The organism is Stenotrophomonas sp. 17(2023), from assembly GCF_030345315.1.
Lineage (GTDB): Bacteria > Pseudomonadota > Gammaproteobacteria > Xanthomonadales > Xanthomonadaceae > Stenotrophomonas > Stenotrophomonas acidaminiphila.
This window is the reverse complement of the sequence record NZ_CP128405.1, coordinates 421,282-447,570: the sequence shown is the minus strand read 5'-3', so window position 1 is coordinate 447,570 and position 26,289 is coordinate 421,282. Positions and strand designations below refer to the sequence as shown.

The following is a 26,289-nucleotide window of genomic DNA, read 5'->3' as shown; positions in this document are numbered from 1 at the left end:
TCACCGCGCCGGCGGCTGCCCGGTGTTGTCGCGCTGGAACAGCACCCGCTCCGGGCGATGCAGGGCGAAGCCCTGCGCACTGTCCACGCCCAGCTCGCGCAGCAGGTCCAGGGTGTCCAGGTCGTCCACCCACTCGGCCACCACCTTGGCCCCGCGCTGGTGGCCGATGCGGGTAACGGCATCGATGATGGTCCGGCTCATCGGGTCGTGGCCCAGGTCGCGCACGAAACTGCCGTCGATCTTGATCACGTCCACCGGCAGGTTCTTCAGGTAGCCGAACGAGGCCATGCCGGCGCCGAAATCGTCCAGCGCGATGCGGCAGCCTGCCGCGCGCAGGCGCTCGATCACCCGCACCACGCGCAGCAGGTCGCGCACCGCCACGGTTTCGGTGATCTCCAGGCACAGGCGCTGTGGCGGCACGCCATTGCGGGCGATCGAATCGAGGATGAAATCGGCCAGCCCTTCATCCTCGAGGCTGGCACCGGAGAGGTTGATGGCGCAGCTCTGCAGGCGCCCGCCACAGGGGTGCAGGGTGTTGAAATTGGCCAGTGCGGTGCGGATCACCCAGCGGTCCACCGCCGGCATCAGGCCATAGCGCTCGGCCGCCACCATGAACACGCCCGGCGCGATCACGCTGCCATCGTCGGCGCGCATGCGCAGCAGCAGTTCCACCCGCGTGACCGGCTCGGCGCCGGCCGACAGCGGCACGATCTCCTGGTAGTCCAGCAGCAGGCGGTCCTGCTCCAGCGCGCGGCGCAGCTGGCTGGCCCATTCCATCTCGCCCATGCGGCGGGTGGCGTCGGCATCGTCGCGGTACACCCGCACGCGGTTGCGGCCGTCTTCCTTGGCCTGGTAACAGGCGGTGTCGGCCCAGGCCAGCAGGTCCTTGAGGGTACATCCGGGCTGGTCGACCAGCACCAGGCCGATGCTCGCGCTCACCGTGTAGCTGCGTCCCAGCCAGCAGAAGGTCGAGCGCTCGATGCAGGCGCGCACCTGCTCGGCCAGCCGGTCGGCCTGGGCCTGGTCCACGCCGAACGCCAGCAGGCCGAACTCGTCGCCCCCCAGGCGCGCCAGCAGGTCGCCATCGCGGATGTGGCGCCGCATCGCCTGCGACAGCTGCACCAGCAGCTGGTCGCCGGCGGTGTGCCCGGACAGGTCGTTGATCAGCTTGAACTGGTCCAGGTCGATGTACATCAACGCGAACGACGCGACGCCGGCGGCATCGCGATCGAGCAGCGCCTGGCGCAGGCGGCGTTCGAATTCGCGGCGGTTGCACAGCCCGGTGAGCTCGTCATGCGCGGCCTGGTAGCGCAGCCGTTCGGTCATCTCGCGCTGCGCGCTGGTATCGCCGGCCACCATGAGCAGGTGGGGCACATGGTCCATCTCCAGCATCGCGAGCGAAGCGTTCACCCACAGCGCCGCATCGGCGCCGCGCACCACGAACGCCTCCTGGCTGCTCCATGTCCCCACCCCGAGCGTGGCGGCAACCGCCTCCCGGCCCTGCACCGCATCGGCGAACAGGTCCTCCAGCGGCGTGCCGGCGACATTGCCCAGTTGCGACCTGGCCGCGCGGTTGGCATAGGTGATGCGTCCGTCGCGGGCATCGGCCACCAGCACCAGCGCCGGCAGCATTTCGTTCAGGGCCTGGAAACGGGCCTCGCTCTCGCCGAAGCGGGCGCTCATCCGCCGCGCGAGCTCCAGCGCGCGGCGGTGCACGGTCGCCTGCGACCACAGGAACAGGGCCAGCAACACGCTGATCGAGCTGCCACCGATCACGATCAGGCGCAGTTGCGCCCACTCCCCCATCGCCGCACGCGGCCACAGCCGCAGTTCCCACGTGCGCCCGCCGAATTCCATGCGCCGCAGCTGCAGTGCCGCCGGATCGGCCGGCAACGGCGCGCTGGCGAACACCTGCGCATGCGCGGGCAGGGCGCCGAGGTCGCGGATCTCCACGTCCATGTGGTCGAGGATGCGGCCGTACAGGGCCTGGCGGACCATCGGCTCCAGGCGCACGCTGACCGCCAGCGCGCCCAGTTCGCGCGCGCGCCGTTCCTCGACCGTGGTCGGCATGGCACCCGGCGTGTACGCCGGCAGGCGCACGGTGAGGCCCATGTCGCCGGCCTGGCGCTGCCCGCGGAACTGCAGCAGCGGGAACGGCGCGGACATGGCCGCCGTGTCGGCGTCGCGCGCGCGCCGCAGTGCCTCCATGTTCTCCGGTTGCCGGGCCACGTCGAAGCCCACCAGGACCTCGTTGCCCTGCAGCGGCGCGACGTACTGGTAGCGGTAGGTGACCTGGCCGTCGACGCCGACTCCCCGCTGCGCGAACGCGATCAGCACGTAGCCATGGATCCACTCCTGCGAACGCAGGTTGCGCTGGTAGCTGTCGAAGGTGTGCTGGTCCAGCTGCGCGGTGCCGGCCAGCAGCACGGTCTGCATCGCCCGCAGGCCCAGCGCGGCACCGGCCAGCGGTTCGCGCAGGCGCGCAGGCGCGGCATCGGCCAGCGAGCGCTGCAGGGCCTGCACCCGGTCGCGCTCGCCCCTCCACTCGCCAAGCGCCATCCAGGCCGTCAGCGCCAGGCCCGTGACCAGCACCAGCAACGCCCACAGCGGTGTGGCGAAGATGTAGCGCGGCATGTCGCCGCCACGCGGTGCCGGCGCGTCATCGCGCATGTGCGCCCCTGCCCGGAACCGCATGGGCGAAGCGCCGGCCACCGGTGGCCACCGCCCTGCCGTGGACTGTCAACGTCCCGCTGTCGTCCATATGCCCCGCCCCATGTCCGGACTGAATCCCAGTTTGCCGGCGGCAGCTGTCGGCCCCGGCAACGCGCACCACGAACGGCCTTCCCGCCGCACCGCCGGGCGCCAACGCCACCGGCAGCATCCTGAACAACACCCGGGCGATTCTACGCGCCGCGACGCGCGCGCGACCGTCATCGTGCATGCCGCCGTCCGCCGGGGAAACCGGCACTGCCGCCGCGCAATGCCGGCCACAACCCCGCCTGTGCGCCTCGCACGCGGCCTTCACCTCGATGCAACGACTGGCCGGGCCATCCCTTTCTCTTAACACCTGGCCCTGTATATCTCGACGCCGGATCACCCCTCTCCACGACCGGCGCCGCCGCACAGGCAGGCCACCGGCCCTACATCCACCGCCGCTGCGGCATGCCGCAGCGCACGGCCGTCCACCTGCAGCGCATGGTCCCGCGCAAGGCAGGCACGTCCCACCAGAACCGATGCAAGCCCCGTTCCCGTCGCCGGGATCCGGGAGCGTCGCCGCGCGCCCGCGCGACAGCCGAGCACTGCATCGCCACCCAGACCCGGGGCCCGTCGCCCCCCAAGGAGAGTGCCCTTGAAAGAAGTGAAAACGTTCCTGCTCGGACCGGGGGCGGAATGCCGCCCGGTCACCGTGCTGGCCACCGAGAAAGTGGCGCTGGATACGCTGCTGTGCCATGCCCCCAACGCGGGGGCCGGCGTGCTGGTCGACCTGCACGTGCTGGTGGACAGCCAGGGCAACATCGCGCGCCAGATCGACCATGAGGGCCTGCGCTACCGGTTCAGCGGGTCGAACACGACGTGGGTGCTGGTGGTCAGCTGAAGTAGGCCGCAGCGGGCGTGAAATCGCCCTGGCAGCCGTCGACGTCCGGCTAACGAAGGGCATCGGTACCCTGACCCGTGGCGGCAACCGGCCGGCCCCTGCAATGGCGCCGGAAGCCCGCGACGACGCCGTGTGGCGGAGCCCAGGTGCGCGCGGCAGCGCACCGTCCCCGCACGGCGGACGCCAGCACCTGGCGCCGTACCCGTCCGGCCGGGCCGCCGCAAACGCCACACCAGGACCCTGCCCATGACCAAAGCCGTTCCGAGCCGCCTGCCACCCCCGTTCCACTGGGTCGAGGAACCCGACCGCAAACGCCTGTGCCTGGGCGGCATCAAGGTGCTGGAAATCTGCAGGCGCAACCTCGGCTGGATCGTCGAGGTGTACCTGCACGAGCCATCGCGCCCGTTGCCGATCATCGCCGTGCGTTCGGCCAGCGCCGGCATGCGCTGGGGTGCACGTTGGGCCAAGCAGCACCTGCGCATGCTCACCCAGCTGGCACGCGACCAGGGCGGGCCCGGCCATCCGGCCGGCTGAGCGGCGGCTGCGGCGCGGCTCAGGACCTGACCGCGTTGCGGCCCTGGCGCTTGGCGCGGTACATCGCCAGGTCCGCACGCCGCAGCAACTCCGATGCGCTCTCGCCAGCGGCCATTTCGGCAACGCCTGCCGAAACCGAAAGCGAGAACAGGCCCATCTCGTTCACCCGTGCCGCGCCGACCTTCGAGCGCAGGCGCTCGGCAAGCTCCATCGCCTGGGCCAGCGCGACGCCGGGCAGGACGACCAGGAACTCCTCACCGCCCCAGCGGATCGCACGGTCGCCGGCGCGCACGCAGGATTTCAGCACCCGGCCCACGCACACCAGCGCGTCGTCCCCGGCCTTGTGCCCGTGCACGTCGTTGATGGCCTTGAAATGATCGATGTCGGCCATGATCACACTCAGCGGCCGCACCGATGCCTGCGCCTGCCCGACCAGCCGGTAGAGCTGCTCGGCACCGGCGTGGCGGTTGAGCAGGCCGGTCAGCGAGTCGATGGTCGCCATCTCCATCAGCCTGGATTCGCGCTCGACCCGTTCGCTGACATCCTTGCCGGTGCTGATGTAATGCGAGATGCGGCCGCGGCCGTCGCCCACCGGCGCGATGCTCTGTTCGACGTGGATCGGGCGGCCGCTCTTGTGGCGATAGGTGAAGGTGGCACGGAACGGCTTGCCCTCGCGCAGGCACACGCGCAGGTTGCGGTAGAACAGCGGGTCCTGGTGCGACGGGTACAGCATCCGCGCCGACTGGCCGAGGATTTCCTCCGGGGTGTAGCCGGTAAGCCGGGCAAAGGCCTCGTTGACGAACACTACCCGGGTATCGCGCCCGGTGATCAGGATCGGGTCGATCGCGGCATCCAGCGCCTGCAGCAACAACCGGCGCTCCTGCTCGGCGGCGATCCGCGCGGTGATGTCGCTCTGTACCGAGACGAAGTATTCGATGACCCCGGCCGCATCGCGCACCGGCGAGATGCTCCACTCCACCGTATAGGCGCGGCCATCGGCCGCATAGTTGACCGTGCTGCCGGCAAACGGCAGCCCCTGGCGCAGGTGCTCGCGCAGCGAGGCGATCAGCGCGCGGTCGGTGAGCGGCCCCTGCAGCAGGCGCGGGCTGCGGCCGACCAGCTGCTCCGGCCGGTAACCGCTCATCCGGCAGAACGCCGGGTTGGCATAGACGATCAGCGGGCCGCCGTCCTCGACATTGGCATCGGTGATGAGCACCGCGCTGGTGCTCTGGCTGACCGCATGGGCAAGCACCGCCGGGCGGGTGGGACCCAGCAGGTCCAGCGTCAGCCCGGCATCGCTCATGCTGCCCATGGGATCTCGTCCTCATGCATGATCCGCTCGAACTGCGGCCGTGCGAACCAGTAGCCCTGCATCAGCGCGATGCCCAGATCGGCCAGGCAGCGTGCCTCGTCCGCGGTCTCGATGCCTTCGGCGATCACCTCGATGTCCAGTTGCCGGCACATCGCCACTACGCCGGCGACGATCGCGCGCCGCGGCCGGCTCTGGTCGATCGCGCGGATCAGCGCCATGTCCAGCTTGACGATGTCCGGCTGGAAATCGGCCAGCAGGTTGAGCCCGGCAAAGCCGGCGCCGAAGTCGTCGATGGCGGTCTTGAAGCCGATCCGCCGGTACTCGCTCAGGATCTCGGCCAGCCAGTTGCCATCGCTGACCTGCTCGCCCTCGACGGTCTCGAAGATGATCCGCTCGACCGGGAAGCCGTGGCGGCGTGCGGCGCGCAGCGTGGAACGGATGCACAGCTCGGGCCGGTAGATGGCGTTGGGCATGAAGTTGATCGACAGGTGCGAGGGCATCTGCAGCCGCGAAGCAGTCTGTATGACCTTGTCGCGGCAGGCCTGGTCGAACGCGTAGCGGTTGGCCGGGGTGATCCGCGACAACACCGAGCCGGCCGGTTCGCCCGCGGTGCCGCGCACCAGGCCTTCATGCGCGAATATCCGCCGCGCATGCACATCCACGATCGGCTGGAACGCGTAGCTGAACTCGAAATCCAGCGGCGGGGCGTCGATGCACAGGGCGCAACCGGCGCGCTTGTCGGTGGAGTTCATGCAGTGTGTTCTTGGCGCCGGGAATCGGGGAAAAAGGATAGCGGCTGCGCGCGAAGCACGGCCAGCGGCGGCGGCAGGCACCGGTCAGCCGCCACCCGCAGCGATGTCGGCATTGTCGATCACCGCCGGCCGCGGGCCGGTGGCCTGAACCAGGCGCAGCAGGCAATGGCCGATCGCCGCGGTGGTGGTGAATACCCGCGGGCCGGTGCCGCCCAGCAGCGCCAGCAGCGGGTCGCCCAGCGCATACAGCCCACGCCGCAGCCGATGCGGCGACACCTCGCCAAGCACCGGGCGGACGATGCCCGGGCGCAGGCAGGTGAAAGCCAGCCCACAGCGGGCCACCACCTGCTCGGCCTCGCCCTTGACCCGCAACGGCATCAGCGCGCTGCCGGGATCGGCGCCCTTGCCGGAAATGTAGGCCACGAAGCCGTCGGGATTGGCGCCGGCGTATGCCGCCAGCACCCGCTGCAGCGTGGCCACGGTCGCCTCGCGGTAAGCCGCCTCCGACATGCCCACGGGCAGCGGGCCGGCGCAGTACAGGCAGGCGTCGTGCCGGCGCAGGTCGAGCGCGGCCAGCGCCTGCGTGGAAAAGCCGTCGGCCAGCAGCACCTGCACGCGGGGATCGGGCGATGCCGGCGGGCGCCTGGCCAGCACGCTCACCGCTTCGACCAGGTCCGACTCCAGCAGCACGCGCTGCACGCCCTGGCCGACCAGGCCGGTGGCGCCCACCAGCAGAATCCGCTTGCCCATGATCTCGTTCCTCAGTTGCGCCCGCGGCAACGCCGCGAACAGTAGCGCACGCTTTCCCAGTCGCGCGCCCACTTGCGTCGCCAGGCGAACGCACGCCCGCAGGTCGCGCACGTGCGCTGCGGCAGGTCGGCCTTCCTGCGCATCCGCGGCATCAGCGGTCCCTCGCCGGCAACGGCGCCGTGATGCCAGGCGGCGCAGGATCGGCCGCCGGGGCAACGACGGGCGGATGCGTGGACATGGCGGTCAACCCTGCAGGCGGCCAGGCAGTCACGGTGTTGTACGCAGGCGGCCGGCAGCTGGATGCATCCATGGGGGACGCTGCTGCGTAAACCATGGCATCTCCCCGATCGCCGATGCCCACCATGCACCTTGCCCGGCCCTTCGTCCTGCCGCTGCTGATGGCCGCCCTGCTCGGCGGCTGCGCCCAGGCCAAGCCCGCCCCGATCACGCCGGTGACCTCCGTGGACCTGCCACGCTTCATGGGCCGCTGGTACGTGATCGGGATCATTCCCACGCGCCTGGAGCGCGACAGCCACAACCCGGTGGAAACCTACCGCCTGGACAGCAAGGGGCGGGTATGCACCTGGTACCGCTACCGCCCCGGCGGGTTCCAGGCACCGGTGAAGCTGCTGGCATCCACCGGGCTGGTGCAGCCGGGCACCGGCAATGCCGAGTGGAAGGTGCGTTTCTTCGGGCTGTTCAAGGCGCAGTACCTGATCGGCTGGCTGGCGCCCGATTACAGCCAGGTCATGGTGGTGCGCGATGCGCGTGACTACCTGTGGTACATGGCGCGCACGCCCAGCGTGCCGGAGGCCGACTACCAGGCCATGCTGCAGCGCGCGGCGGCACTGGGCTACGACACCACGCGGATCGAACGGGTGCCGCAGCGCTGGCCCGAGACCGGCCAGGACAAGGACACCTTCCACGGAGAATGCCGATGAGATGGCTGGTACTGCTGCTTGCGCTGTCGATGCCGCTGGTGGGATGGCTGTCCAACAGCGGCCTGTTCGGCCCCACCAACGGCGAGATCTCCGCGCGCTACCCGACCCTGATCGTCGCCGCCGGCTACGCGTTCGCGATCTGGGGCCCGATCTTCGCCCTGGACGTGGTGTTCGGGCTGGGGCAACTGGTCAGCGCCGAGGACAGCCGGCGCCTGCGCCTCATCCGCCGGTTCACCGCCGCCGGCTTCGCCCTGACCTCGCTGTGGATGGTGGTGTTCACGCGGCAATGGTTCTGGCTGGCGCTGGCGGTCATCTGGCTGAGCCTGGGCTGCCTGCTGGCGGCGGCATGGCTGGCCTCGCACACCCGCCGCCACGTCCGCCAGCCATGGTGGCAGTGGCTGCCGCTGTCGTTGCATGCGGGCTGGGTTTCACTGGCCGTGTTCCTCAACGTCGCCCAGGTGATCGTGGCGTTCGAACTGCTGCCGGTCGAGGACATGCTGCCGTGGACACTGCCGCTGTTCGGCTTGGCCGCGGTGCTGCTGCTCGGCATGCTGGCCACCCTGCGCGGCAATCCATGGTACGCCCTGCCCGCGGTGTGGGGGCTGATGGGCGTGTACGTGCGCCAGATCCAGTCGCCCCTGGCCGGTGCCACCGTGGCGGCGCTGGTCGCGCTGGCGCTGGCGGTGCTGCTGGTCGGCGTCGCATTGAAGTACGCACTCTCCGCGCCACTGCCACGGGACCCGGCGTGACCTGCGTGCGGCTGCTGCTGGGCGACCAGCTCAACCCGCGGCATCCGTGGTTCGCCCGCACCGATGCGGACGTGCTGTACGTGCTGATGGAGGTCCGCCAGGAAACCGACTACGTGCTGCACCACGCGCAGAAGATCCTGGCGATCTTCGCGGCGATGCGGCGCTTTGCCGCACAGCTGCGCGCGGCAGGCCACCGGGTGGGTTACCTGGCCATCGACGACGACGCCAACCTCCAGTCCCTGACCGGCAACCTGGACCGGCTGCTGGCCGTGCACGCGGCCACCACGCTGGAGTACCAGCAACCCGACGAGTGGCGGCTGGATGCGCAGCTGCGCCACTACGCGGCCGGGCAGTCGATCCCGGTGCGCTGCGTGGACAGCGACCATTTCCTGGCTGGACGCGAGGAGGCGGCACGCTTCTTCGGCAGCCGCGAGCGCTGGACCATGGAGCCGTTCTACCGGCACATGCGGCGGCGCCACCACGTACTGCTGGAACCCGACGGCCGGCCCCTGGGCGGACGCTGGAACTTCGATGCGGAGAACCGCAAGCCCTGGCGCGGCGATCCGCCGGAACCGGCGGACACGCGGCCGCGGCACGACCTGCGCGCACTCTGGCAGTGCATCCAGTCCGCCGGCGTCGCCAGTTTCGGCGACCCGCAGGCGCAGGCGCTGCGCTGGCCGCTGGACCGCGCCGAAGCGCTGCAGCAGCTGCAGGCCTTCCTCGACCACGGGCTGGCGCATTTCGGCGACTATCAGGATGCGATCAGCGCCCACGCGCCGCGGCTGTTCCATTCGCTGCTGTCGTTCGCGCTGAACGTGAAGATGCTCGACCCGGCCGAAGTAATCGCGGGCGCCGAAGCCGCCGCACGCGACGGCCGCGCGCCGCTGCCCGCGGTGGAAGGCTTCATCCGCCAGATCCTGGGCTGGCGTGAGTACGTGCGCGGGGTGTACTGGGCGCAGATGCCCGGGTACGCGCAGCGCAATGCCTTCGGCCACGACCTGCCGCTGCCGGACTGGTTCTGGACCGGCGATACGCACATGGCCTGCGTGCGCGGCGCCATCGGCCAGTCGCTGGCCAACGCCCATGCCCACCACATCCAGCGGCTGATGGTGATCGGCAACTTCGCGCTGCTCGCCGGGCTCGACCCGCAGGCGCTGCACCGCTGGTACCTGGGCATCTACATCGACGCCTTCGAATGGGTCGAGCTGCCCAACACCCTGGGCATGAGCCAGTTCGCCGACGGCGGGCTGCTGGCCACCAAGCCGTACGTATCGGCGGCCGCCTACCTGCACCGGATGAGCGACCACTGCGGCCAATGCCGCTACCGGCGGGATCTGCGCACCGGCGCCCGCGCGTGTCCGTTCAATGCGCTGTACTGGGATTTCCTTGCCCGGCATGCGCCGCGCCTGCAGCACAACCCGCGCCTGGCCCTGCCCTACCGGCAACTGGCACGGATGCCGGCCGGCCAGCGCCAGGCGCTGGCGCAGCAGGCCGGGCAGCTGCGGGCGCGACTGGACGCGCTGTGACCATCCGCACATCCAAAGCGCCGATGCCCGCGTAAGCACGACCATGCCCCGGCCCCGGCGGTGCCTGCCGGACCGGGCCTCCCCCGTCCCGTTACCGAGCGCTCCCCATGTCCCAGCAACCGAACACCCCAGCCCTGCTCGACACGCTGCTGCCTCTGCCGGCGTCCGAGCGCGTCCGCCAGCGCCTGCTGCGCGCGGGTCAGCGCTTCCATGCCAACGACAACATCGCCGACTACCTGCATGACGGCGAGCTGGCCGCGATCGAGGACGAAGTCGCCGGCAAGGCGCAGGAGCTGCTGCGCGCGCTGGTGATCGATACCGACAACGACCACAACACCCGCGACACCGGCCGCCGGCTGGCGAAGATGTTCGTGCGCGAACTGTTCGCCGGCCGCTACCAGCCGGCACCGGCGGTGACCGAGTTCCCCAACGCCGAACGCCTGAACGAGCTGATGATCGTCGGGCCGCTGCGGGTGCGCAGCGCCTGTTCGCATCACCTGTGCCCGATCATCGGCCACGTCTGGATCGGCGTGCTGCCCGATGCCGGCTCCAACCTGATCGGCCTGTCCAAGTACGCGCGGTTGATCGAGTGGATCATGAGCCGGCCGCAGATCCAGGAAGAAGCGGTGAGCCAGATCGCGCATCTGCTCGAACAGCGGCTCAAGCCCGACGGCCTGGCGGTGGTGATGGAAGCCGACCACTACTGCATGCACTGGCGCGGAGTGAAGGACGACGGCTCGAAGATGACCAACAGCGTGATGCGCGGCAGGTTCCTAGACGACCCGGCGCTGCGTCGCGAGTTCCTCTCGCTGCGCCATCGCGGCTGAAGCTGCCCGGGGCGCATGCGATGCCGGGCCGGATGCCGCCCGGCACCCGCCCGGCTGCCCGGTTACAGGCCGACCATCGGCTGCATCTTGCGCGCCAGCCAGCCACGGAACCGCAGCGGGCCGTCGAGTGCCGCCACGCAGATGCACGGCACCCCCGGCGAGGTGATCGGCCGGTGCTCGATGTCGCTGTCCAGGTCGGCCATGTCGCCCGGGCCGAAATGACCCAGTTCGTCGTCGTACGCGCCCTGCAGGATCTGGGTCAGCTCGCTGCCGTGATGGCTGTGCAGGGGAATGCTCTTGCCCGGCGCGATCTTGAGCATGACCAGGGTGTCGCCGCTGCTTCCGGCGGCCCGGACCAGATGCACGCCGGGGGCGACCCAGCGCCAGCGCAGCGCTTTCCAGGTCCGCCCGAAGTAGGGGTGCAGCGCCCGCGGCAACAGTTCGGCAGGGCGATGCAGCGGCGTCGGTGCCGGTTCGGGCGCGGCCGCCGGCAGCGGCTGCTGCAGCCGGGCCAGGATGTCCCCGCGCAGCTGCGCCTCGCGCGCCGAGGCCACGGCCGGCTGCTGCTGCTGCAGCAGCGCGCCGCCGACGTGCTCGGCCTGCGCCAGTTGCCGCCGGCAGTGCGGGCAGGCTTCAAGGTGGGTGGCCGCCACCGCCGCCATGGCCGGCGACAGGGCGCCGGCTGCATGGCTGACCAGGGTCGCCGGGTCCAGGTGATGGCGCGGGCTCATGCGGCCCCCTGCACGCTGGACTGCAGTTGCTGGAAGGCGCGCCGGATGTACGACTTGACCGTTCCCAGCGGCATGCCCAGCTCGTCGGAGATCTGCTGGTGGGACTTGGCTTCGAAGTAGGACATGCGGATCAGGCGTGCTTGGATGGCGGACAGGCGTTCGATGCGTTCGTTCAGATCTGCATGGGCCGCATAGCTCTCGGCCGAGGAAAAGCCCGGATCCTCGGTTTCCTCGCACAGCTCCAGGCCGTCATCGGTCTCGATCTCCACCGCCGTCCAGTGGTTCTCGCGGCGCAGGCGGTCGATATGCAGGTTGCGCGCGACCCGGAACAGCCAGGTCGACAGGGTACTGCGCGCCGGGTCATAGCTGTCGGCGCGCTGCCACAGGCGCAGCAGCGCCTCCTGCGCCAGTTCCTCGGCCACCATCTCCGGCGCCCCCAGACCGCGCAGGTACAGCCGCACCCGCGGCGCGAAGTGATCGTAGATGCGCATGAAGCAGCGCTGGTCGCGCTGCACGGCGACGGCCTGCATCTGCGCGGACCAGTAACCGGGGTTGCCCAGGCTCGTTTCTGCGATCGACATGACTCTGGCCGCCTCGAAGGGCGACAGGTCTCCAGGGTGGGCGTCCGGGCACATGGTAGGGCAGTTGGCAGGCGGTGCGGTCATCTGCCTGCTTGTACGCGGCCGGCCCCGGTTTGGATGCACGCCGGTGACCGCGGCGACTGCATCCAATGGGCCGGCGATACCGTATAGAAAGCCATACCCCGCGGACCCCCGGCAATGCCCCTGCACCAAGCTCCTCCCCCCGCACCGCCCGCCCCCCCGGCACCCGCACGCGTCCTGCGCAGCCTGCGCCTGTGGTTCGACAGCGCCGCCGCGGCGCCTGCCAACGATGCCGATGCCGACCGCGTCGACTGGCTGCGCGTGCTGCCGTTCGTGCTGCTGCACCTGGGCTGCGCCGGGGTGATCTGGGTCGGGGTCTCGCCGGTGGCGCTGCTGGTGGCCGGGGCGCTGTACGCGTTGCGGATGTTCGCGATCACCGGCTTCTACCACCGCTATTTCTCGCACCGCAGCTTCCGCACCTCGCGCGGGCTGCAGTTCGTGTTCGCGCTGATCGGCGCGGCCAGCGTGCAGCGCGGCCCGTTGTGGTGGGCCGCCCACCACCGCCACCACCACCGGTACGCCGACCAGGCGCAGGACCCGCACTCGCCGCGGCATGGCTTCTGGCGCAGCCACATGGGCTGGTTCATGACTCCGCGCGCATTCGCCACCGACCTGAGCCGGGTGCAGGACCTGGCGCGCTATCCGGAGCTGCGCTGGCTGGACCGCTACGACGTGGCGGTCCCGCTGGCCATGGCCATCGCGCTGTACGCGACCGGCGCGCTGCTGCAGCACCTGTGGCCGGCGCTGGACACCAGCGGCGCGCAGCTGCTGGTGTGGGGATTCTTCATTTCCACCGTCGTGCTGTTCCATGCCACGGTGACCATCAACTCGCTGTCGCACCGCTTCGGCAGCCGCCGCTTCGAGACCGCCGACGACAGCCGCAACAACTTCCTGCTGGCGCTGCTCACCTTCGGCGAAGGCTGGCACAACAATCACCACTTCTATTCCAGCAGCGCCCGCCAGGGGTTCCGCTGGTGGGAGGTGGACCTGACCTGGTACGGGCTGCGCCTGCTTGCGCTGCTGGGCCTGGTGCGCGACCTCAAGCCGGTACCCGCGTGGGTGCTGGAACAGCGGGAGCACTGACATGCGCATCGCCGTCGTCGGTTCCGGCATCGCCGGCCTGGCCAGCGCCTGGCTGCTGTCGCAGGCGCACGAGGTGGTGCTGTTCGAGGCCGCCGACTACCTGGGCGGGCACACGCACACCCACGACGTCAGCGTGGGCGGCCGCCAGTACGCGGTGGATACCGGCTTCATCGTCCACAACCCGGACCACTATCCGCTGCTGACCCGGCTGTTGCAGGCGCTGGACGTACCCACCCAGCCCACCACCATGAGTTTTTCGGTGCACAACGGGCGCAACGGGCTGGAGTACAACGCCACTTCGCTGGACGCGCTGTTCTGCCAGCGCCGCAACCTGCTCTCGCCGCGTTTCCTGGGCATGGTGCGCGACCTGTTCCGCTTCTACCGCCAGGCGCCGGCGCTGCTCGACGGCGAGGGCCCCGGCCCCGGGCTGGGCGATTGGCTGCAGGCCAACGGCTACGGCGCGGCCTTCCGCGACGAACACCTGGTGCCAATGGCCTCGGCGCTATGGTCCTCGCCACCGCGGCAGATCCTGCAGTTCCCGGCGCGCTATCTGGTCCAGTTCATGGCCAACCACCAGATGCTGCAGGTCAGCGGACGCCCGCAGTGGCGGGTGGTACGCGGCGGCTCGGCGCGGTATGTCGATGCACTGCGTGCGCGCTGGACGGTACACGAGCGCCTGTCGTGCCCGGTGCTTGCGGTACGCCGCCACGGCGACCGGGTAAGCGTGGACAGCGCTGCCGGCAGCGAGGCGTTCGACCAGGTGGTGCTGGCCTGCCACAGCGACCAGGCGCTGGCGCTGCTGGCCGACGCCAGCGACAACGAGCAGGCGATCCTCGGTGCGATCGGCTACCAGCCCAACGAGGTGGTGCTGCATACCGACGCGTCCGTGCTGCCACGCCGGCGCAAGGCGTGGGCGGCCTGGAACGCGTTCGTCCCCGGCGACGGCGACGCGCCGTGCACCGTCAGCTACTGCATGAACCTGCTGCAGGGCCTCGACGCTCCCGAGCCGCTGGTGGTGACGCTCAACCGCAGCGAGGCGATCGACCCGGCCCGGGTGCTGCGCCGGCTCGTCTACCAGCACCCGGTGTACACCCCGCAATCGGTAGCCGCGCAGCAGCGCCGTGCCGTCATCCAGGGGCAGAACCGGACCTGGTTCGCCGGCGCCTACTGGGGCTGGGGGTTCCATGAGGACGGCATGCGCAGCGCGGTGGACGTGGCCGCCGGCCTGGGCGTGGGCTGGCCGTCATGAAACCGTCCCTGCACAGCGCGGTCTACGAGGGCATGGTGCACCACCGCCGCCATCATCCGCGCACGCATGCCTTCAGCTACGCCATCGCCCAGCTGTACCTGGACCTGGACGAGCTGGACCAGGTCTTCGCCGGGCGCTGGCTGTGGTCGGTGGGCCGCCGCAACCTGGCCGCGTTCCACCGCGGCGACTTCCTCGGCCCGCCCGCGCGGCCGCTCAAGGAGGCGGTCAAGGACCGGGTCGAAGCGGCCACCGGGCAGCGCCCGGACGGGCCGGTACGGCTGCTCACCCACCTGCGCTATGCCGGTCTGAGCTTCAATCCGGTCAGCTTCTACTACTGCTTCCAGGCCGACGGCCTGACCCTGCACAGCATCGTGGCCGAGATCACCAACACCCCGTGGCGCGAGCGCCATGCCCATGTGCTGCCGCTGGCGCAGGCACGGCAATCCGGACGGCTGGCGGCATGGACGTTCGACAAGACCTTCCACGTGTCCCCGTTCATGGGCATGCAGCGGAACTACGACTGGCGTTTCAGCCTGCCCGAGGCGCGGCTGCTGGTGCGGATGGACGTGTCCGACGGCACCCGCCGCGAGTTCGACGCCCACCTGTCGCTGCGCCGCCTGCCACTGGACGGCCGCTCATTGGCCCGCGTGCTGTGGCGCTACCCGCTGATGACCGCGCAGGTACTCGGCGCGATCTATTGGCAGGCGCTGCGCCTGTGGCTCAAGCGCACGCCCTTCCACCCCCACCCCAGCGTTTCCGGAGATCCCCCTTGAACAGCATCGTGCAGACCGCTACCGCACCCGGCTTCGGCGCCCTCGACCGCTTCCTGCGCCAGCGCATGCACCAGCAGCTGGCCGGCTTCGGCCACGGCCAGCTGGTTGTCGAAGACCCGCTGGGCACGCTGCGGATCGGCCAGGCCGGCAGCGGCCCGGCCGTCACCCTGCGGGTCCTCGATCCGGGCTTCTACCGCGCACTGGCCACCCATGGCAGCGTCGGTGCCGGCCAGGCCTACATGGACGGGCTGTGGCAATGCAGCGACCTGGTCGGGCTGATCCGCCTGCTGGCGCGCAACCGCGACCTGCTCGACGGCATGGAGACCGGCAGCGCGCGCCTGGGCGGGCTGGCGATGAAGGCGCTGCACGCATTGCGCCGCAATACGCGCGAGGGCAGCCGCCGCAACATCGCCGCCCACTACGACCTGGGCAACGCGTTCTTCGGCCTGTTCCTGTCACCGGACCTGATGTACTCCTCGGCGTGCTGGAGCGGGGCCGACGACACCCTGGAAGCGGCATCGACCCGCAAGCTGGAGCTGATCTGCCGCAAGCTCGCGCTCGGCCCGGACGACCACGTGCTGGAAATCGGCACCGGCTGGGGCGGCTTCGCGCTGCATGCGGCACGCCACCATGGCTGCCGTATCACCACCACCACCATCTCCCGCGAGCAGCACGACCTGGCCGCCGCGCGCATCGCCGAAGCCGGGCTCGGCGATCGCATCACCCTGCTGCAGTCGGACTACCGCGACCTGCACGGGCAGTACGACAAGCTGGTTTCGATCGAGATGATCGAAGCGGTGGGCGCCGATTTCCAGGACAGCTACTTCGGCCAGATCGGACGCCTGCTCAAGCCCGACGGGCTGGCCCTGGTACAGGCGATCACCATCGAGGACCACCGCTACGCGCAGGCGCTGAAGTCGGTCGATTTCATCAAGCGCCACGTGTTCCCCGGCTGCTTCATCCCGTCGATCAGCGCGATGCTGGCTTCCAAGACCCGCAGCAGCGACCTGGCGCTGATCGCGCTGGAGGACTTCGGGCTGTCCTACGCACGCACCCTGCAGGCGTGGCGCGAACGCTTCCTGGCGCAGCTGCCGGCGGTGCGCGCGCAGGGCTTCGATGAGCGCTTCATCCGCCTGTGGGAGTTCTACCTGGCCTACTGCGAAGGCGGCTTCCGCGAACGCTCGATCGGCGTGGCCCACCTGCTGTTGGCCAAGCCCGGCTGGCGCCCGGCCGATGCGGTGCCGGCATGAACGCGCTGGCGATCGCGCTGGCCTACCAGGCGACCTGGTTCGCAGCGGTGATCGGCGCCGGACGCGGGCTGTGGTGGCCCGGCGTGCTGGCGGCCACGCTGTTCGCGCTGTGGCGGCTGGCGGTCTCGCCCTGCCGCGCACTGGAGCTGCGCCTGCTGCTGGCGGCGCTGGGTATCGGCCTGCTGCTCGAATCCCTGTGGGTGGGCAGCGGCCTGCTCGGCTATGCCGCGGCCTGGCCGTGGGCCGGTGCGCCGGCATGGATCCTGGCGCTGTGGTGCGCGTTCGCGCTGGTGGTGGTGCCGCTGCTGGGTTACCTGCACCGGCGCCCGTGGCTGGCCGCCGCATTCGGCGCGATCGGCGGGCCGCTGGCGTACCTGGGCGCGGCCGGCGGCTGGAACGCGGTGCACTTCGCGCAGCCGCGCTGGCACGGGCTGCTGGCGCTGGGCGCCGGCTGGGCACTGGCGATGCCGGCGCTGGCCACGCTGGCTTCGCGCGGTCTGCACGGCCACCTACCGGGAGTACACCGCTCATGAACCTTGGCAGCCAACTGCTGGTGATCGGCGCATTCGCCGGCGTGCTGATGGTGTGTGGCTGGCACTGGCAGCGCCGCCACGACAACGCCGGCATCGTCGACGTGTTGTGGGCCGCGGGCCTGGCGGGCGCGGCGTTGTGGCTGGCATTCACCGGCAGCGGCGCCATGTCGGCACGCGTGCTGGTCGGCGTGCTCGGCGCGGCCTGGGCCCTGCGCCTGGCACTGCACCTGTGGCGGCGCGTACGCAGCGAGGCCGAGGACGGCCGCTACCGGGCGCTGCGCCGGCACTGGGACGGCGACCAGCGCAGGTTCCTGGCTTTCTTCCTGTTCCAGGCCCTGCTGGTGGTGCTGTTCTCGCTGCCGCTGGCGGCGGTGGCCGCGCATCCGCAGCCTGCGCCGCTGCAGCTCGGCGCCGCGGCGCTGGTATGGGCGGTGTCGGTATTGGGCGAATCGCTGGCCGACGCGCAGCTGGCACGGTTCCGCGCCGACCCCGGCAATCGCGGCCGCACCTGTGACCGCGGCCTGTGGCGCTATTCGCGCCATCCCAACTACTTCTTCGAGTGGCTGCACTGGTGCGCCTGGGCGATCGCCGCGGTCGGCGCCCCGCAGGCCTGGCTGGGCCTGCTCGGGCCGGTGCTGATGTACCTGTTCCTGCGTTTCATCAGCGGCATTCCGTTCACCGAGCAACAGGCCCTGCGCACGCGGGGCGACGACTACCGCGCGTACCAGCGGCGCACGTCGATGTTCTTTCCCTGGTTCCCCAGATCCTGACCGCATTGCCGAGGACCACGCCATGACCACCACCGCCCTGGATCGCAACGAACTGCCGCACGACCAGCCCGCCCCCGGCCTGCTCGGCCTGGCCGAACGCGGCTGGGTGCCGGACACCATCCTGCGTGCCGGCATCCGCCGCCTGTGCGCGCAGCGCCTGCGCGACGAGCTGGCCGGCGGCGTGGAGGCGCAGTCGCAGCGTCAGCGCGAGCGCCTGGCGCAGCTGCGCCATAGCCCACTGGCGATCGAGACCGATGCCGCCAACCGCCAGCACTACGAACTGCCACCGGCATTCTTCGGCCACTGCCTCGGGCCGCGGCTGAAGTACTCCTCCTGCTATTACCCCAATGGCGACGAGACCCTGGAACAGGCCGAAGAAACGATGCTGGCGCTGTACGGCGAACGCGCCGGGCTGGCCGATGGCCAGGACATCCTGGAACTGGGCTGCGGCTGGGGTTCGCTGACCCTGTGGATGGCCGGGCGCTATCCCAACGCGCGGATCACCGCCGTGTCCAACTCCAACGGCCAGCGCGCCTTCATCGAGGCCCGGTGCCGGGAGCGTGGCCTGCACAACGTGCGCGTACTCACCCGCGACGTGAACACCCTGGCGCTGCCCGCGGCGGCTTACGACCGCTGCGTCTCGATCGAGATGTTCGAGCACATGCGCAACTACGACAGCCTGCTCGCACGCATCGGCAGCTGGCTGCGCCCGGGTGGCCGGCTGTTCGTGCACATCTTCGTGCACCGCAGCCTGCTGTACCCGTTCGAGACCGAGGGTGCGGACAACTGGATGGGCCGGCACTTCTTCACCGGCGGGCTGATGCCGGCCGCCGACACCCTGCTGCACTTCCAGGGCCCGCTGTCGATCGTGCAGCAGTGGCTGGTGGATGGCACCCACTACCAGCGCACCGCCAACCACTGGCTGCAGCGCCAGGACGAACAGCGCGACGCGGTGATGGCGATCCTGCGCCAGGCCCATGGCGACGCGGCCGCACTCTGGTTCCAGCGCTGGCGCATGTTCTGGATGGCCTGCGCCGAACTGTTCGGTTACGCCGGCGGGCAACAGTGGATGGTGTCGCACTACCTGTTCGAACGGCGCTGAGCAGTGCACGCGGATGACGCCGCGAAGACCGGCGCCATCCGCTCACATACGGCGGCCACGCGCGACCGATGCGCACCCGCAGGCCGCCATTCCGCAAAGCGGCGTGGCCACCCGCCTGTAGCGGCCGAACCATGCCGCACGGCGCCTGGCGACAGCACCCGTGACGGGGCATGCGCCTGTACATTCCGCATCGCGCGAAGCGTTCGTTGCCATTGCCACCTGCGCGCAGTCATCGCATGTGTACGCCGCGTCAACGCCATCCTCTATTTTCATCGGATTTTCCAGACAAAAACGCGATCTGCGTGCATCCAGGCGCAGGCGTTCTGCGTATCGGAAAACGCATGACCCCGTGCGTTTCCCACTCAGCCTGGAGAGCCCCAATGAAGTCTGCTGCCCTTGTCGTTCTCGCTGCCGGTCTGGCTGCAACCACCACCGTCCACGCATCCGGCGTCGAAGCCGGCAAATGGAGTTTCTCCGCCTTCGGTGGCGTCGACATGCCGACCAGCGGCGACGTGCACGGCGGTGCCATCGCCCCCGTGCCCGACCTCGGCCCGCTCAACCCCGCGCTGGCCGGTGTGAATGCCGAGCTGCGCATCCAGTCACGCAGCCATGACCGCATCTACGGCCTGGCCGATACCTATGGCCTGGAAATGGGCTATGGCCTGAGCGACCGTGCCGAACTGTTCGGGCAGGTGCGTTACAGCCATGCCTCGCCCGGTCGCGTGCAGGTCGGCGGCGCCTTCGTGCCGGCACTGGACACGGAGCTGCCGGTGTATGGCCGCTTCAGCGCCTACAAGAGCTACGGCGCGGAGTTCGGCTACCGCTACTTCTTCATGCAGCCGGGCGCGGTGCGTCCGTTCGTCGCCGCGCGCATCGGCGCCACCCGGACCGATGCCATCACCGCCTCGTTCGACATCCCTGACGCGGCCATTTCCATTCCCGATGCGCGCTTCACCAAAAAAGCCTGGTCGGCATCCGGCGGCGTGGACGTGGGCGTGATCATCCCGGTCGGCGAGAGCTTCAGTTTCACCGCACAGGCCGGCGTGCGCTACGTGGACAAGCTCAGCGGCGACGACGCCGATATCGGCGGGCTCGGCCTGGGCGGCATCAACAACGATGCCAAGCGCATCTCGGTGCCGATGAGCATCGCCGCCCGCTGGGACTTCTGAGCAGCACCGCATCTGCACGGCCGCCACGCCCATGCCGACACGGTGGCACGGACGTGGCGCGACCGGTCGCCGAAAACCGCAGCCAACCCTGCGTTCACCCTGGCCTCCGCCCGGAGGCAACATCCATGAGGACATGACCATGCGTACCCAGATCCAGCGTCTTGCCATCGCCGCCGGCCTCGCGCTTGCCAGTGCCGCCGCCACTTCCGCTTTCGCCGCCGGCAACCCCGCGATGGGCGCACCTGCGATGGATGCGAACAAGACCATCGTCGAGAACGCTGCCAACGCCAGCGACCTGAGCACCCTGGTGGCCGCGCTGAAGGCCGCGGGGCTGGTGGACACGCTTGCCGGGAAGGGCCCGTTCACCGTGTTCGCCCCCACCAACCAGGCGTTCGCAAAACTGCCGAAGGGCACGGTGGAAACCCTGCTCAAGCCGGAGAACAAGGCCACCCTGACCGGCATCCTGACCTATCACGTGGTCCCCGGCACCCACCCGTCCAGCCAGCTGGTCGCGGCCGCGCACAGCCATGGCGGCCACAGCACCCTGAAGACGGTCCAGGGCGAGGAACTGACCGTCGAGCTGAAGGACGGCAAGGTGTGGGTGGTCGACGCCAAGGGCGGTAAGTCCGCGGTCACCACCGCCGACGTCATGCAGTCCAACGGCGTGGTGCACGTGATCGACAGCGTGTTGATGCCCAGGTAAGGCCGTGTGCGGCCGGGCCTGCGGCATCCGCAGGCCCGCGCCGCGGGCGGTGCAGGCTGCGACCGGCACCCGCGCGAGACCTGTCGGTATACGCGCGGACGGTGAGAATGAACCAATGCGCCCCGGAACGACGCTCACCCCCTTTCCGGTGCGCTTCGTCACCGCCGGCTTGAACACGCTGGGATGAGGGATAAATCATCGCGGCATCGCGGACACGGCGGCCAGCCCGTTGCACCCATGCCCTGTCGAAGAACCGAATCGGCCTGCCTGGCAACCGGCCCGGGGGTCGCGTGGTGAGGCTGCTGGTGGTCGGTGCCAGTGGTGCCACCGGGCGTCGCGTGGTGCGGCTGATGCTCAGGCACGGACATCACGTCATCGCGATGCTGAGGCCGGGCGCGACTCCGCCGCCGGAGCAGTTCCATCCCCGGCTCACCGTGGAGTACGCGAGCCTGCTCGACCTCGGTCCGTCGCAGCTCGCCGGATACGTGCGGGACTGCGACGCGGTGGTCTCCTGCCTGGGCCATACGCCCACCTTCGCCGGCATCTTCGGACAGCCCCGCAGACTGGTCACCACGGCAACGGCACGACTGTGCGCGGCGATCGGGCAGAGCGGACAGGGCCAGCACACCCGATTGATCCTGATGAACTCGGCGGGGACTCTCGACCCCGTCGAAGGGGAGGCGCATACGCTCATGGAGCGCGGCCTGGCCGGTGCGCTGCGTCTGCTGCTTCCGCCTTACCTGGACAACGTCACGGCGGCGTCCTACCTGCGCAATGAAGCATCGAAGAACGAAGCCGGGATCGAATGGGCCGTGGTCAGGCCCGACAGCCTGCACGATGGCGACAGTGCTGCCGAATATTCCGTTCATGCATCTCCGGTCCGCAGTGCGTTCTTCAATCCAGGGAAGGTGAGTCGCGTCAACGTGGCCCGCTTCATCTGCTCCCTCGCGTCCGATGAGCAGGCGTGGCGCCGGTGGCGGAGAAGAATGCCGGTCGTCTATGACCGGTGATGCCGCATGCGGGCGCGACCACGGCCCGGGACATCGGCAGCCGGCGACCGGGTACCCGATCACGCGCTGCCAGCACCTGTCACGCGCCATCGTGCAATCGGCTGGCACACCGCGTCCCCGCTAGCCGATGGACCGCTCAGGCCGTACCTGCTGCATCGGCGATCCAGCAGGGCGCGCCATCGCGCCCGTGCCCTCGCGCCGCATGCCGGCACCGACCGGCCGATGCCCACGGAACGCATGGGTCCCGCTCGCTGCCATCCGCACCCATGTCGTTGGTCACCGCATCGGTGCGGTCCATCCCAATTGCCTTGAGCGGTGACGACGCCCGATCCGAAGATCGGGCGTGCCCCGCCGTTCGATCGATGCTTCCGCCCGGCGGGGCGCATCCGGAGTTTTCCACCTCTTCAAGGAGTTCCCATGAAGTTCAAGCCCGCCCTGCTGGCTGCGTCGCTGCTCGTCCCCTTCATGCTCGCGGGTTGTTCGGCCGTGGCCAGCAAGACCAACACCCTGTCCGACGAACGCATTCTCTCGGAGACCAGCGGCGTGCTGGGGATGTCGCCGTCCGACCTGACGCTGCTTGAGCGTCGCACCGAGGGTGTGAACACCTACGTGACACTCAAGGCCAAGAGCGGCAAGACGTACGCCTGCACCGTCAATGGCGGCAACCTGCTCTCCTTCGGGATGACCAACCCGCCGGTCTGCAACGCGCGTTGAAGCAGCACACCGGACGCCACGGATACCGGGAACGCGCTCCCCCCGCGCACCGGTGACGGCCTGCGGGTCCGCCACCGAGGCGGGCAACGCGCCGGCGGCAACGAAACACCCCGCGCGCATGCGCGGCCCAGCCACGCAACAATGCGGCTCTGACCGGTGAACGGGGAGCCGAAGCACCCGATGCAGGACCGCGCTGCGACCTACCGATCCAACCCGCCAGGCCAACCACGGTGGCGGCACCGGCGCATGGCACTGCTGGTGATGGCCATCGCGGCCTGGTGGCTGCTGTATGGCCTGATGCTGGCAGGCCAGCTGGTGGACATGCGCTCGGCCGACGGCGAAGTGTTCACCTGGCGGCGCGCCCTGCTCCATGCCACCGGCAGCACCGCACCGTGGGTGCCGATGACGCTGCTGGCCTACCTGGTCGTGTCACGCTTCCCGGTGGGGCGCGCGCATTTCTGGCGGCACACGGCCATCCACCTGGCCCTGGTCGCCGGTTTCATCGTCTTCAAGGCCGTCTACGCGCTGGCGACCAACCCGGTCTTCGACTGGTATCCGGTGCTGCCGCCACTGGAAGAGGTCCTGGTCACCAGCATCGGCAACAATCTGATCCTGGGCATCACCGTCATGGCGATGCTCCACGGCATCGTCTACTTCGAACACGTGGAGCAGCGCGAGCAGCAACTGGATGCGCTGGAGAAGAACCTGGCGATGGCACGGCTGGAAGCGGTGAAGGCACGGCTGAATCCGCACTTCCTGTTCAACGCGCTCAACTCCGTGGCCGAGCTCATGCAGGTGGACGTGGAACAGGCCGACCGCATGCTGATCGCCATCTGCGACATGCTCCGCGACGGCCTGCGCGCCGACCAGCTGCAGGAACGGCCGCTGCGCGACGAGCTCAGGCACGTCACCAACTACCTGATGATCGAACGGATCCGGCTGGGCCGGCGGATGAGTTCCGACGTCCGCGTCGACGAAGCCTGCATGGACATCCCCGTGCCCACCCTTTCACTGCAGCCGCTGGTCGAGAACGCGGTCGTCCACGCCATCGCGCGATCGCGCGTACCCGGGTGGCTCGCCATCCGCGCCTGGACGCAGGGCCAGCACCTGCACCTGTCGATCGAGAACTCACGCGCCGCGGAAGGGGCACGCAGGGACGGCAATGGCATGGGTCAGCGATCGGTCAGGGAGCGCCTGCACCTGCTGTACGCAGACCGTGCCCGGCTGGAAACGTTCGATGCCGAGCCCGACATCTACCGCGTGCGCCTGCAGGTGCCGCTGCCCGGCACCGCGGTCCCGCCTGCAGCACTTGCTCAAGGCCCGGGCGCATGCCGTTGAATGCCGTCATCCTCGACGATGAGCCGCTGGCGCGGCAGCGCCTGCGGCGGCTGCTGGGCAAGGTCGCCGGTGCCGGCGTGCAGGTCGTCGCCGAATGCACCGACGTCGACGAACTGATGCGCCTGGCCCGGCGCACCCGGGTCGACGTCCTGTTCCTGGACATCGAGCTGCCCGGCGGCGACGGCTTCACCGCGCTGCGGCGCTGGAACGGACCGCCGCCGAGCGTCGTATTCGTGAGCGCCTACGACCAGCACGGCGTGCGCGCCTTCGAAGACCGCGCGGTCGACTACCTGCTCAAGCCGGTGTCCGCCGAACGCCTGCGCGAAACCATATCGCGCCTGCTGCCGGCCGACCCCATCGCGGCCGCAACCCCGCCCGATGCCCATCGCCGCAGGCTGCCGCTGCAGCTGGGCCGCCGCACCATGATGGTGGACGAGGCCGACATCCAGGTCATCCGTGCACGCGGCAACTACGTGGACGTCGAGACGAAGCGGGGGACGTTCACCTTCCGCTGCACCCTTGGCGAGTTCATCCGGGAACTCGACGCGGACACCTTCCTGCGCGTGCATCGTTCGTGCGTGATCCGGATCGCCGCCGTCATCGAAGTCATCACCCTGGGCTCGGGCCGGTACCGCCTCACCCTTGATTGCGGACGGCAGGTGGTGACCAGGCGCCAGTACCGCGAGCACGTCCAGCGCAACCTGATCGGCAGGCCTTTCGGCTCGGCATGTCCATGACGCCCGCATGGCCCGGCGCGCTCGCGTCCGCATGGACACGCCTGTCCGGGCTTCAGCCTGTGTGACCGGGCGCACCGCCGAGGGGACTGGCGTCATTTCCGCGGCCGTTGATTTGGCACTCCCTCCGCACAGAAAGTGCCCCCTCCGGCGAGCGCGCCTGCACCCACTGGATCACTTTCATCAAGCGGCCGGGCAGCCCGCAGGAGGCGAGCGATGCGTAATGTGGCTTCTCCCCTGGCTCCATCCATAGGCCCGCAGCCGGTGTGCGAAAGCACACCGGCAACCCTTTCGCCTCGTGCGGCTCCATTATCCCGTCGGCGGCCAGCACCGCGAAGTCCTGGATACAGAGCGTGCTGTCGGCGAGCCGCAGCGTGATGCCCTGGAACCAATGCCACGGGATTCCCCTGCGCGCTGCAGCGCGCGCATCCGTTCCGCATACACCGCCTCGGTCTTGTTCATTACGCCGCCCTCGAGCCTGCCCAGGTTCAGATGTCCCCGGCTCCTGCAGCGTGGGACCACCGATTCCTCTCCTGAAGATCACACGATATCGCTGCGCTCACCTCATGCGGCACCGCAGATTGAACGGTGGCGATTCCACATGTAGCGTCAGACGCGCCCTGTTCCGGGCAGACAAAGGACTGACGTGATGATCAAGAAGACCTTGAAGACCGTGCTGTTCTTGTTCGTTGCTGCATCTGGCATCGCCTCCGCGCAGCTCACTCCATGCTCCATGTGCGACGTGAGTCTCCATCGCTGCCTGACAAACGGCGTGATGAGTGAAGCGCAGTGCTACCAGATCTATGCAAACTGCCGTGCCGAAGCCTGTCCGGCGCCATAACACCTCAACATTGGCCTGCCCGCGCCCAGTGGGCAGGCCTCGCCGGCCACGATCGGCACACGCCGATCACGGCCTGGCATGCGCGGATCTGGTCGTCGGCGTCCCGTCCGACTCGAACGCGATCGCCCCGATCCGTTGCTCGTAGCTCGGCGAGCGCATCACATTCGGCGGCGCTGGCTGCGGATTCGGACACGCGGTTGGCTTCACACGCTGCCCACTGCCGGCGCAACCGGACATCGCCAGCATGCACGTCAGCAACAACAGCAACAGGGACTGCCTCGGCTGCCTCCCAGTCTTCTCCCTGTGTCGCTCCGATCCTGGCCAGTTCTTGGTCCTTGGCCTGTTCCAGCGCGCGGGCGCCCTGTTCTACCTGCACCTGGCTGGTGAGCTGTTTCACTTCCGGCTTGCCGGCGGCAATGTCCGCACTACGCACCATGTAGGCACCGCACCGGGCCGCCTTCGAGGAGAACAGAAAAGGGCCTGCATCGCTGCAAGCCCTTGTTTCATCTGGTGCCCACCAGCACTCGCAATCCCGACATATCATCTTGATTTCAAATGCCATCTTTGTTCTGACCTATCAAATCGACTCACACTTCGACTCACTTCTGAGTCGACTTGCAACGGACATACTTGAACATCCT

General features: G+C 69.5%; 28 protein-coding genes. 20 read left to right on the top strand and 8 right to left on the bottom strand.

Annotated features, from left to right (window positions below; all coding sequences use genetic code 11):
• Entirely contained in the window at positions 1-2,670 is a 2,670-nt protein-coding gene (locus tag QQA12_RS01900; protein WP_226050503.1) for an EAL domain-containing protein, read from the bottom strand.
• Between the two features lie 679 nt (positions 2,671-3,349).
• On the opposite strand from QQA12_RS01900, the gene QQA12_RS01895 reads away from it, so the two are divergent.
• A complete protein-coding gene (locus QQA12_RS01895; RefSeq protein WP_152984938.1) occupies positions 3,350-3,595 on the top strand; it encodes a hypothetical protein in 246 nt (81 codons plus the stop codon).
• A gap of 246 nt (positions 3,596-3,841) precedes the next feature.
• Positions 3,842-4,129 (top strand): hypothetical protein, encoded by a 288-nt coding sequence (locus QQA12_RS01890; RefSeq protein ID WP_054661820.1) that lies wholly within the window; start codon positions 3,842-3,844, stop codon positions 4,127-4,129.
• Positions 4,130-4,148: 19 nt separating this feature from the next.
• Here the strand turns inward: QQA12_RS01890 and QQA12_RS01885 are convergent, their stop codons facing one another.
• The 4 genes from QQA12_RS01885 to QQA12_RS01870 form a co-directional block, all read right to left on the bottom strand.
• Complete coding sequence (locus QQA12_RS01885) at positions 4,149-5,441, bottom strand: diguanylate cyclase (protein ID WP_226050504.1); 1,293 nt, start codon at positions 5,439-5,441, stop codon at positions 4,149-4,151.
• The gene (locus QQA12_RS01880) at positions 5,429-6,193 is read right to left on the bottom strand and encodes an EAL domain-containing protein (protein WP_226050505.1); all 765 of its coding nucleotides are present in this window, start codon (positions 6,191-6,193) and stop codon (positions 5,429-5,431) included. The genes QQA12_RS01885 and QQA12_RS01880 overlap by 13 nt, the downstream gene beginning before the upstream one ends.
• Positions 6,194-6,277: 84 nt before the next feature.
• Complete coding sequence (locus QQA12_RS01875) at positions 6,278-6,943, bottom strand: oxidoreductase (protein ID WP_226050506.1); 666 nt, start codon at positions 6,941-6,943, stop codon at positions 6,278-6,280.
• A gap of 11 nt (positions 6,944-6,954) precedes the next feature.
• Complete coding sequence (locus QQA12_RS01870; RefSeq protein ID WP_198422024.1) at positions 6,955-7,086, bottom strand: DUF2256 domain-containing protein; 132 nt, start codon at positions 7,084-7,086, stop codon at positions 6,955-6,957.
• 210 nt (positions 7,087-7,296) lie between these two features.
• On the opposite strand from QQA12_RS01870, the gene QQA12_RS01865 reads away from it, so the two are divergent.
• The 4 genes from QQA12_RS01865 to folE all read left to right on the top strand — a co-directional run bounded on the left by QQA12_RS01865 (position 7,297) and on the right by folE (position 10,986).
• Positions 7,297-7,884, top strand: coding sequence for a lipocalin family protein (locus tag QQA12_RS01865; RefSeq protein ID WP_225546673.1), 588 nt, complete (start codon positions 7,297-7,299; stop codon positions 7,882-7,884).
• Complete coding sequence (locus tag QQA12_RS01860; protein WP_226050507.1) at positions 7,881-8,633, top strand: hypothetical protein; 753 nt, start codon at positions 7,881-7,883, stop codon at positions 8,631-8,633. The genes QQA12_RS01865 and QQA12_RS01860 overlap by 4 nt, the downstream gene beginning before the upstream one ends.
• Positions 8,630-10,159, top strand: a complete 1,530-nt coding sequence (locus tag QQA12_RS01855; RefSeq protein ID WP_226050508.1) for a cryptochrome/photolyase family protein — start codon at positions 8,630-8,632, stop codon at positions 10,157-10,159. The genes QQA12_RS01860 and QQA12_RS01855 overlap by 4 nt, the downstream gene beginning before the upstream one ends.
• 107 nt (positions 10,160-10,266) lie before the next feature.
• Complete coding sequence (folE, locus tag QQA12_RS01850; RefSeq protein WP_226050509.1) at positions 10,267-10,986, top strand: GTP cyclohydrolase I; 720 nt, start codon at positions 10,267-10,269, stop codon at positions 10,984-10,986.
• Positions 10,987-11,048: 62 nt separating this feature from the next.
• Here folE and QQA12_RS01845 read toward each other — a convergent pair whose 3' ends face one another.
• Together QQA12_RS01845 and QQA12_RS01840 are read right to left on the bottom strand one after the other, a co-directional pair.
• The gene (locus tag QQA12_RS01845; RefSeq protein WP_226050510.1) at positions 11,049-11,717 is read right to left on the bottom strand and encodes a ChrR family anti-sigma-E factor; all 669 of its coding nucleotides are present in this window, start codon (positions 11,715-11,717) and stop codon (positions 11,049-11,051) included.
• On the bottom strand, positions 11,714-12,352 hold the full coding sequence (locus QQA12_RS01840; protein WP_056931109.1) for a sigma-70 family RNA polymerase sigma factor: 639 nt from the start codon (positions 12,350-12,352) through the stop codon (positions 11,714-11,716). The genes QQA12_RS01845 and QQA12_RS01840 overlap by 4 nt, the downstream gene beginning before the upstream one ends.
• Before the next feature lie 144 nt (positions 12,353-12,496).
• Here QQA12_RS01840 and QQA12_RS01835 point away from each other — a divergent pair, with 144 nt between their 5' ends.
• The 14 genes from QQA12_RS01835 (at position 12,497) to QQA12_RS01770 (ending at position 25,648) form a co-directional block, all read left to right on the top strand.
• The gene (locus QQA12_RS01835) at positions 12,497-13,462 is read left to right on the top strand and encodes a fatty acid desaturase (protein ID WP_226050511.1); all 966 of its coding nucleotides are present in this window, start codon (positions 12,497-12,499) and stop codon (positions 13,460-13,462) included.
• A gap of 1 nt (position 13,463) precedes the next feature.
• Positions 13,464-14,711, top strand: a complete 1,248-nt coding sequence (locus QQA12_RS01830; RefSeq protein ID WP_226050512.1) for an FAD-dependent oxidoreductase — start codon at positions 13,464-13,466, stop codon at positions 14,709-14,711.
• The gene (locus QQA12_RS01825) at positions 14,708-15,484 is read left to right on the top strand and encodes a DUF1365 domain-containing protein (RefSeq protein ID WP_056932868.1); all 777 of its coding nucleotides are present in this window, start codon (positions 14,708-14,710) and stop codon (positions 15,482-15,484) included. Before QQA12_RS01830 ends, QQA12_RS01825 begins: the two co-directional genes overlap by 4 nt.
• Positions 15,485-15,549: 65 nt before the next feature.
• Positions 15,550-16,734 carry a cyclopropane-fatty-acyl-phospholipid synthase family protein gene (locus QQA12_RS01820; protein ID WP_082595151.1) on the top strand — a complete coding sequence of 395 codons (1,185 nt, stop codon included), beginning with the start codon at positions 15,550-15,552 and terminating at the stop codon, positions 16,732-16,734.
• Positions 16,731-17,267, top strand: coding sequence for a DUF2878 domain-containing protein (locus tag QQA12_RS01815; protein WP_054661789.1), 537 nt, complete (start codon positions 16,731-16,733; stop codon positions 17,265-17,267). The genes QQA12_RS01820 and QQA12_RS01815 overlap by 4 nt, the downstream gene beginning before the upstream one ends.
• Positions 17,264-18,037 (top strand): DUF1295 domain-containing protein, encoded by a 774-nt coding sequence (locus tag QQA12_RS01810; RefSeq protein ID WP_226050513.1) that lies wholly within the window; start codon positions 17,264-17,266, stop codon positions 18,035-18,037. Before QQA12_RS01815 ends, QQA12_RS01810 begins: the two co-directional genes overlap by 4 nt.
• Positions 18,038-18,059: 22 nt before the next feature.
• Positions 18,060-19,139 (top strand): cyclopropane-fatty-acyl-phospholipid synthase family protein, encoded by a 1,080-nt coding sequence (locus QQA12_RS01805; RefSeq protein ID WP_226050514.1) that lies wholly within the window; start codon positions 18,060-18,062, stop codon positions 19,137-19,139.
• A gap of 380 nt (positions 19,140-19,519) precedes the next feature.
• Positions 19,520-20,308: a hypothetical protein gene (locus tag QQA12_RS01800; RefSeq protein ID WP_226050515.1), complete on the top strand. Its 789-nt coding sequence runs from the start codon at positions 19,520-19,522 to the stop codon at positions 20,306-20,308.
• A 139-nt stretch (positions 20,309-20,447) separates the two neighbouring features.
• A complete protein-coding gene (locus tag QQA12_RS01795) occupies positions 20,448-21,011 on the top strand; it encodes a fasciclin domain-containing protein (RefSeq protein WP_226050516.1) in 564 nt (187 codons plus the stop codon).
• Between the two features lie 293 nt (positions 21,012-21,304).
• Positions 21,305-22,021, top strand: a complete 717-nt coding sequence (locus QQA12_RS01790) for an NAD(P)-binding oxidoreductase (protein ID WP_226050517.1) — start codon at positions 21,305-21,307, stop codon at positions 22,019-22,021.
• 417 nt (positions 22,022-22,438) lie between these two features.
• A complete protein-coding gene (locus QQA12_RS01785; RefSeq protein ID WP_054661773.1) occupies positions 22,439-22,735 on the top strand; it encodes a hypothetical protein in 297 nt (98 codons plus the stop codon).
• Positions 22,736-22,981: 246 nt separating this feature from the next.
• Positions 22,982-24,073, top strand: coding sequence for a histidine kinase (locus QQA12_RS01780; protein ID WP_226050518.1), 1,092 nt, complete (start codon positions 22,982-22,984; stop codon positions 24,071-24,073).
• Positions 24,064-24,810: a LytTR family DNA-binding domain-containing protein gene (locus tag QQA12_RS01775; RefSeq protein WP_226050519.1), complete on the top strand. Its 747-nt coding sequence runs from the start codon at positions 24,064-24,066 to the stop codon at positions 24,808-24,810. The genes QQA12_RS01780 and QQA12_RS01775 overlap by 10 nt, the downstream gene beginning before the upstream one ends.
• 646 nt (positions 24,811-25,456) lie before the next feature.
• Positions 25,457-25,648 carry a hypothetical protein gene (locus QQA12_RS01770; RefSeq protein WP_226050520.1) on the top strand — a complete coding sequence of 64 codons (192 nt, stop codon included), beginning with the start codon at positions 25,457-25,459 and terminating at the stop codon, positions 25,646-25,648.
• A 4-nt stretch (positions 25,649-25,652) separates the two neighbouring features.
• On the opposite strand, the gene QQA12_RS01765 is transcribed toward QQA12_RS01770, so the two are convergent.
• A complete protein-coding gene (locus QQA12_RS01765) occupies positions 25,653-26,210 on the bottom strand; it encodes a hypothetical protein (protein ID WP_226050521.1) in 558 nt (185 codons plus the stop codon).
• Positions 26,211-26,289: the final 79 nt, after the last annotated feature.

Bases quoted from the DNA above. Each gene is read 5' to 3' on its own strand.
- QQA12_RS01900 (WP_226050503.1), bottom strand. From the start codon at position 2,670: ATGCGCGATGACGCGCCGGCACCGCGTGGCGGCGACATGCCGCGCTAC.
- QQA12_RS01890 (WP_054661820.1), top strand. From the start codon at position 3,842: ATGACCAAAGCCGTTCCGAGCCGCCTGCCACCCCCGTTCCACTGGGTC.
- QQA12_RS01885 (WP_226050504.1), bottom strand. From the start codon at position 5,441: ATGGGCAGCATGAGCGATGCCGGGCTGACGCTGGACCTGCTGGGTCCC.
- QQA12_RS01880 (WP_226050505.1), bottom strand. From the start codon at position 6,193: ATGAACTCCACCGACAAGCGCGCCGGTTGCGCCCTGTGCATCGACGCC.
- QQA12_RS01875 (WP_226050506.1), bottom strand. From the start codon at position 6,943: ATGGGCAAGCGGATTCTGCTGGTGGGCGCCACCGGCCTGGTCGGCCAG.
- QQA12_RS01870 (WP_198422024.1), bottom strand. From the start codon at position 7,086: ATGCGCAGGAAGGCCGACCTGCCGCAGCGCACGTGCGCGACCTGCGGG.
- QQA12_RS01865 (WP_225546673.1), top strand. From the start codon at position 7,297: ATGCCCACCATGCACCTTGCCCGGCCCTTCGTCCTGCCGCTGCTGATG.
- QQA12_RS01860 (WP_226050507.1), top strand. From the start codon at position 7,881: ATGAGATGGCTGGTACTGCTGCTTGCGCTGTCGATGCCGCTGGTGGGA.
- folE (WP_226050509.1), top strand. From the start codon at position 10,267: ATGTCCCAGCAACCGAACACCCCAGCCCTGCTCGACACGCTGCTGCCT.
- QQA12_RS01845 (WP_226050510.1), bottom strand. From the start codon at position 11,717: ATGAGCCCGCGCCATCACCTGGACCCGGCGACCCTGGTCAGCCATGCA.
- QQA12_RS01840 (WP_056931109.1), bottom strand. From the start codon at position 12,352: ATGTGCCCGGACGCCCACCCTGGAGACCTGTCGCCCTTCGAGGCGGCC.
- QQA12_RS01835 (WP_226050511.1), top strand. From the start codon at position 12,497: ATGCCCCTGCACCAAGCTCCTCCCCCCGCACCGCCCGCCCCCCCGGCA.
- QQA12_RS01830 (WP_226050512.1), top strand. From the start codon at position 13,464: ATGCGCATCGCCGTCGTCGGTTCCGGCATCGCCGGCCTGGCCAGCGCC.
- QQA12_RS01825 (WP_056932868.1), top strand. From the start codon at position 14,708: ATGAAACCGTCCCTGCACAGCGCGGTCTACGAGGGCATGGTGCACCAC.
- QQA12_RS01820 (WP_082595151.1), top strand. From the start codon at position 15,550: ATGCACCAGCAGCTGGCCGGCTTCGGCCACGGCCAGCTGGTTGTCGAA.
- QQA12_RS01815 (WP_054661789.1), top strand. From the start codon at position 16,731: ATGAACGCGCTGGCGATCGCGCTGGCCTACCAGGCGACCTGGTTCGCA.
- QQA12_RS01810 (WP_226050513.1), top strand. From the start codon at position 17,264: ATGAACCTTGGCAGCCAACTGCTGGTGATCGGCGCATTCGCCGGCGTG.
- QQA12_RS01805 (WP_226050514.1), top strand. From the start codon at position 18,060: ATGACCACCACCGCCCTGGATCGCAACGAACTGCCGCACGACCAGCCC.
- QQA12_RS01800 (WP_226050515.1), top strand. From the start codon at position 19,520: ATGAAGTCTGCTGCCCTTGTCGTTCTCGCTGCCGGTCTGGCTGCAACC.
- QQA12_RS01795 (WP_226050516.1), top strand. From the start codon at position 20,448: ATGCGTACCCAGATCCAGCGTCTTGCCATCGCCGCCGGCCTCGCGCTT.
- QQA12_RS01785 (WP_054661773.1), top strand. From the start codon at position 22,439: ATGAAGTTCAAGCCCGCCCTGCTGGCTGCGTCGCTGCTCGTCCCCTTC.
- QQA12_RS01780 (WP_226050518.1), top strand. From the start codon at position 22,982: ATGGCACTGCTGGTGATGGCCATCGCGGCCTGGTGGCTGCTGTATGGC.
- QQA12_RS01775 (WP_226050519.1), top strand. From the start codon at position 24,064: ATGCCGTTGAATGCCGTCATCCTCGACGATGAGCCGCTGGCGCGGCAG.
- QQA12_RS01770 (WP_226050520.1), top strand. From the start codon at position 25,457: ATGATCAAGAAGACCTTGAAGACCGTGCTGTTCTTGTTCGTTGCTGCA.
- QQA12_RS01765 (WP_226050521.1), bottom strand. From the start codon at position 26,210: ATGGCATTTGAAATCAAGATGATATGTCGGGATTGCGAGTGCTGGTGG.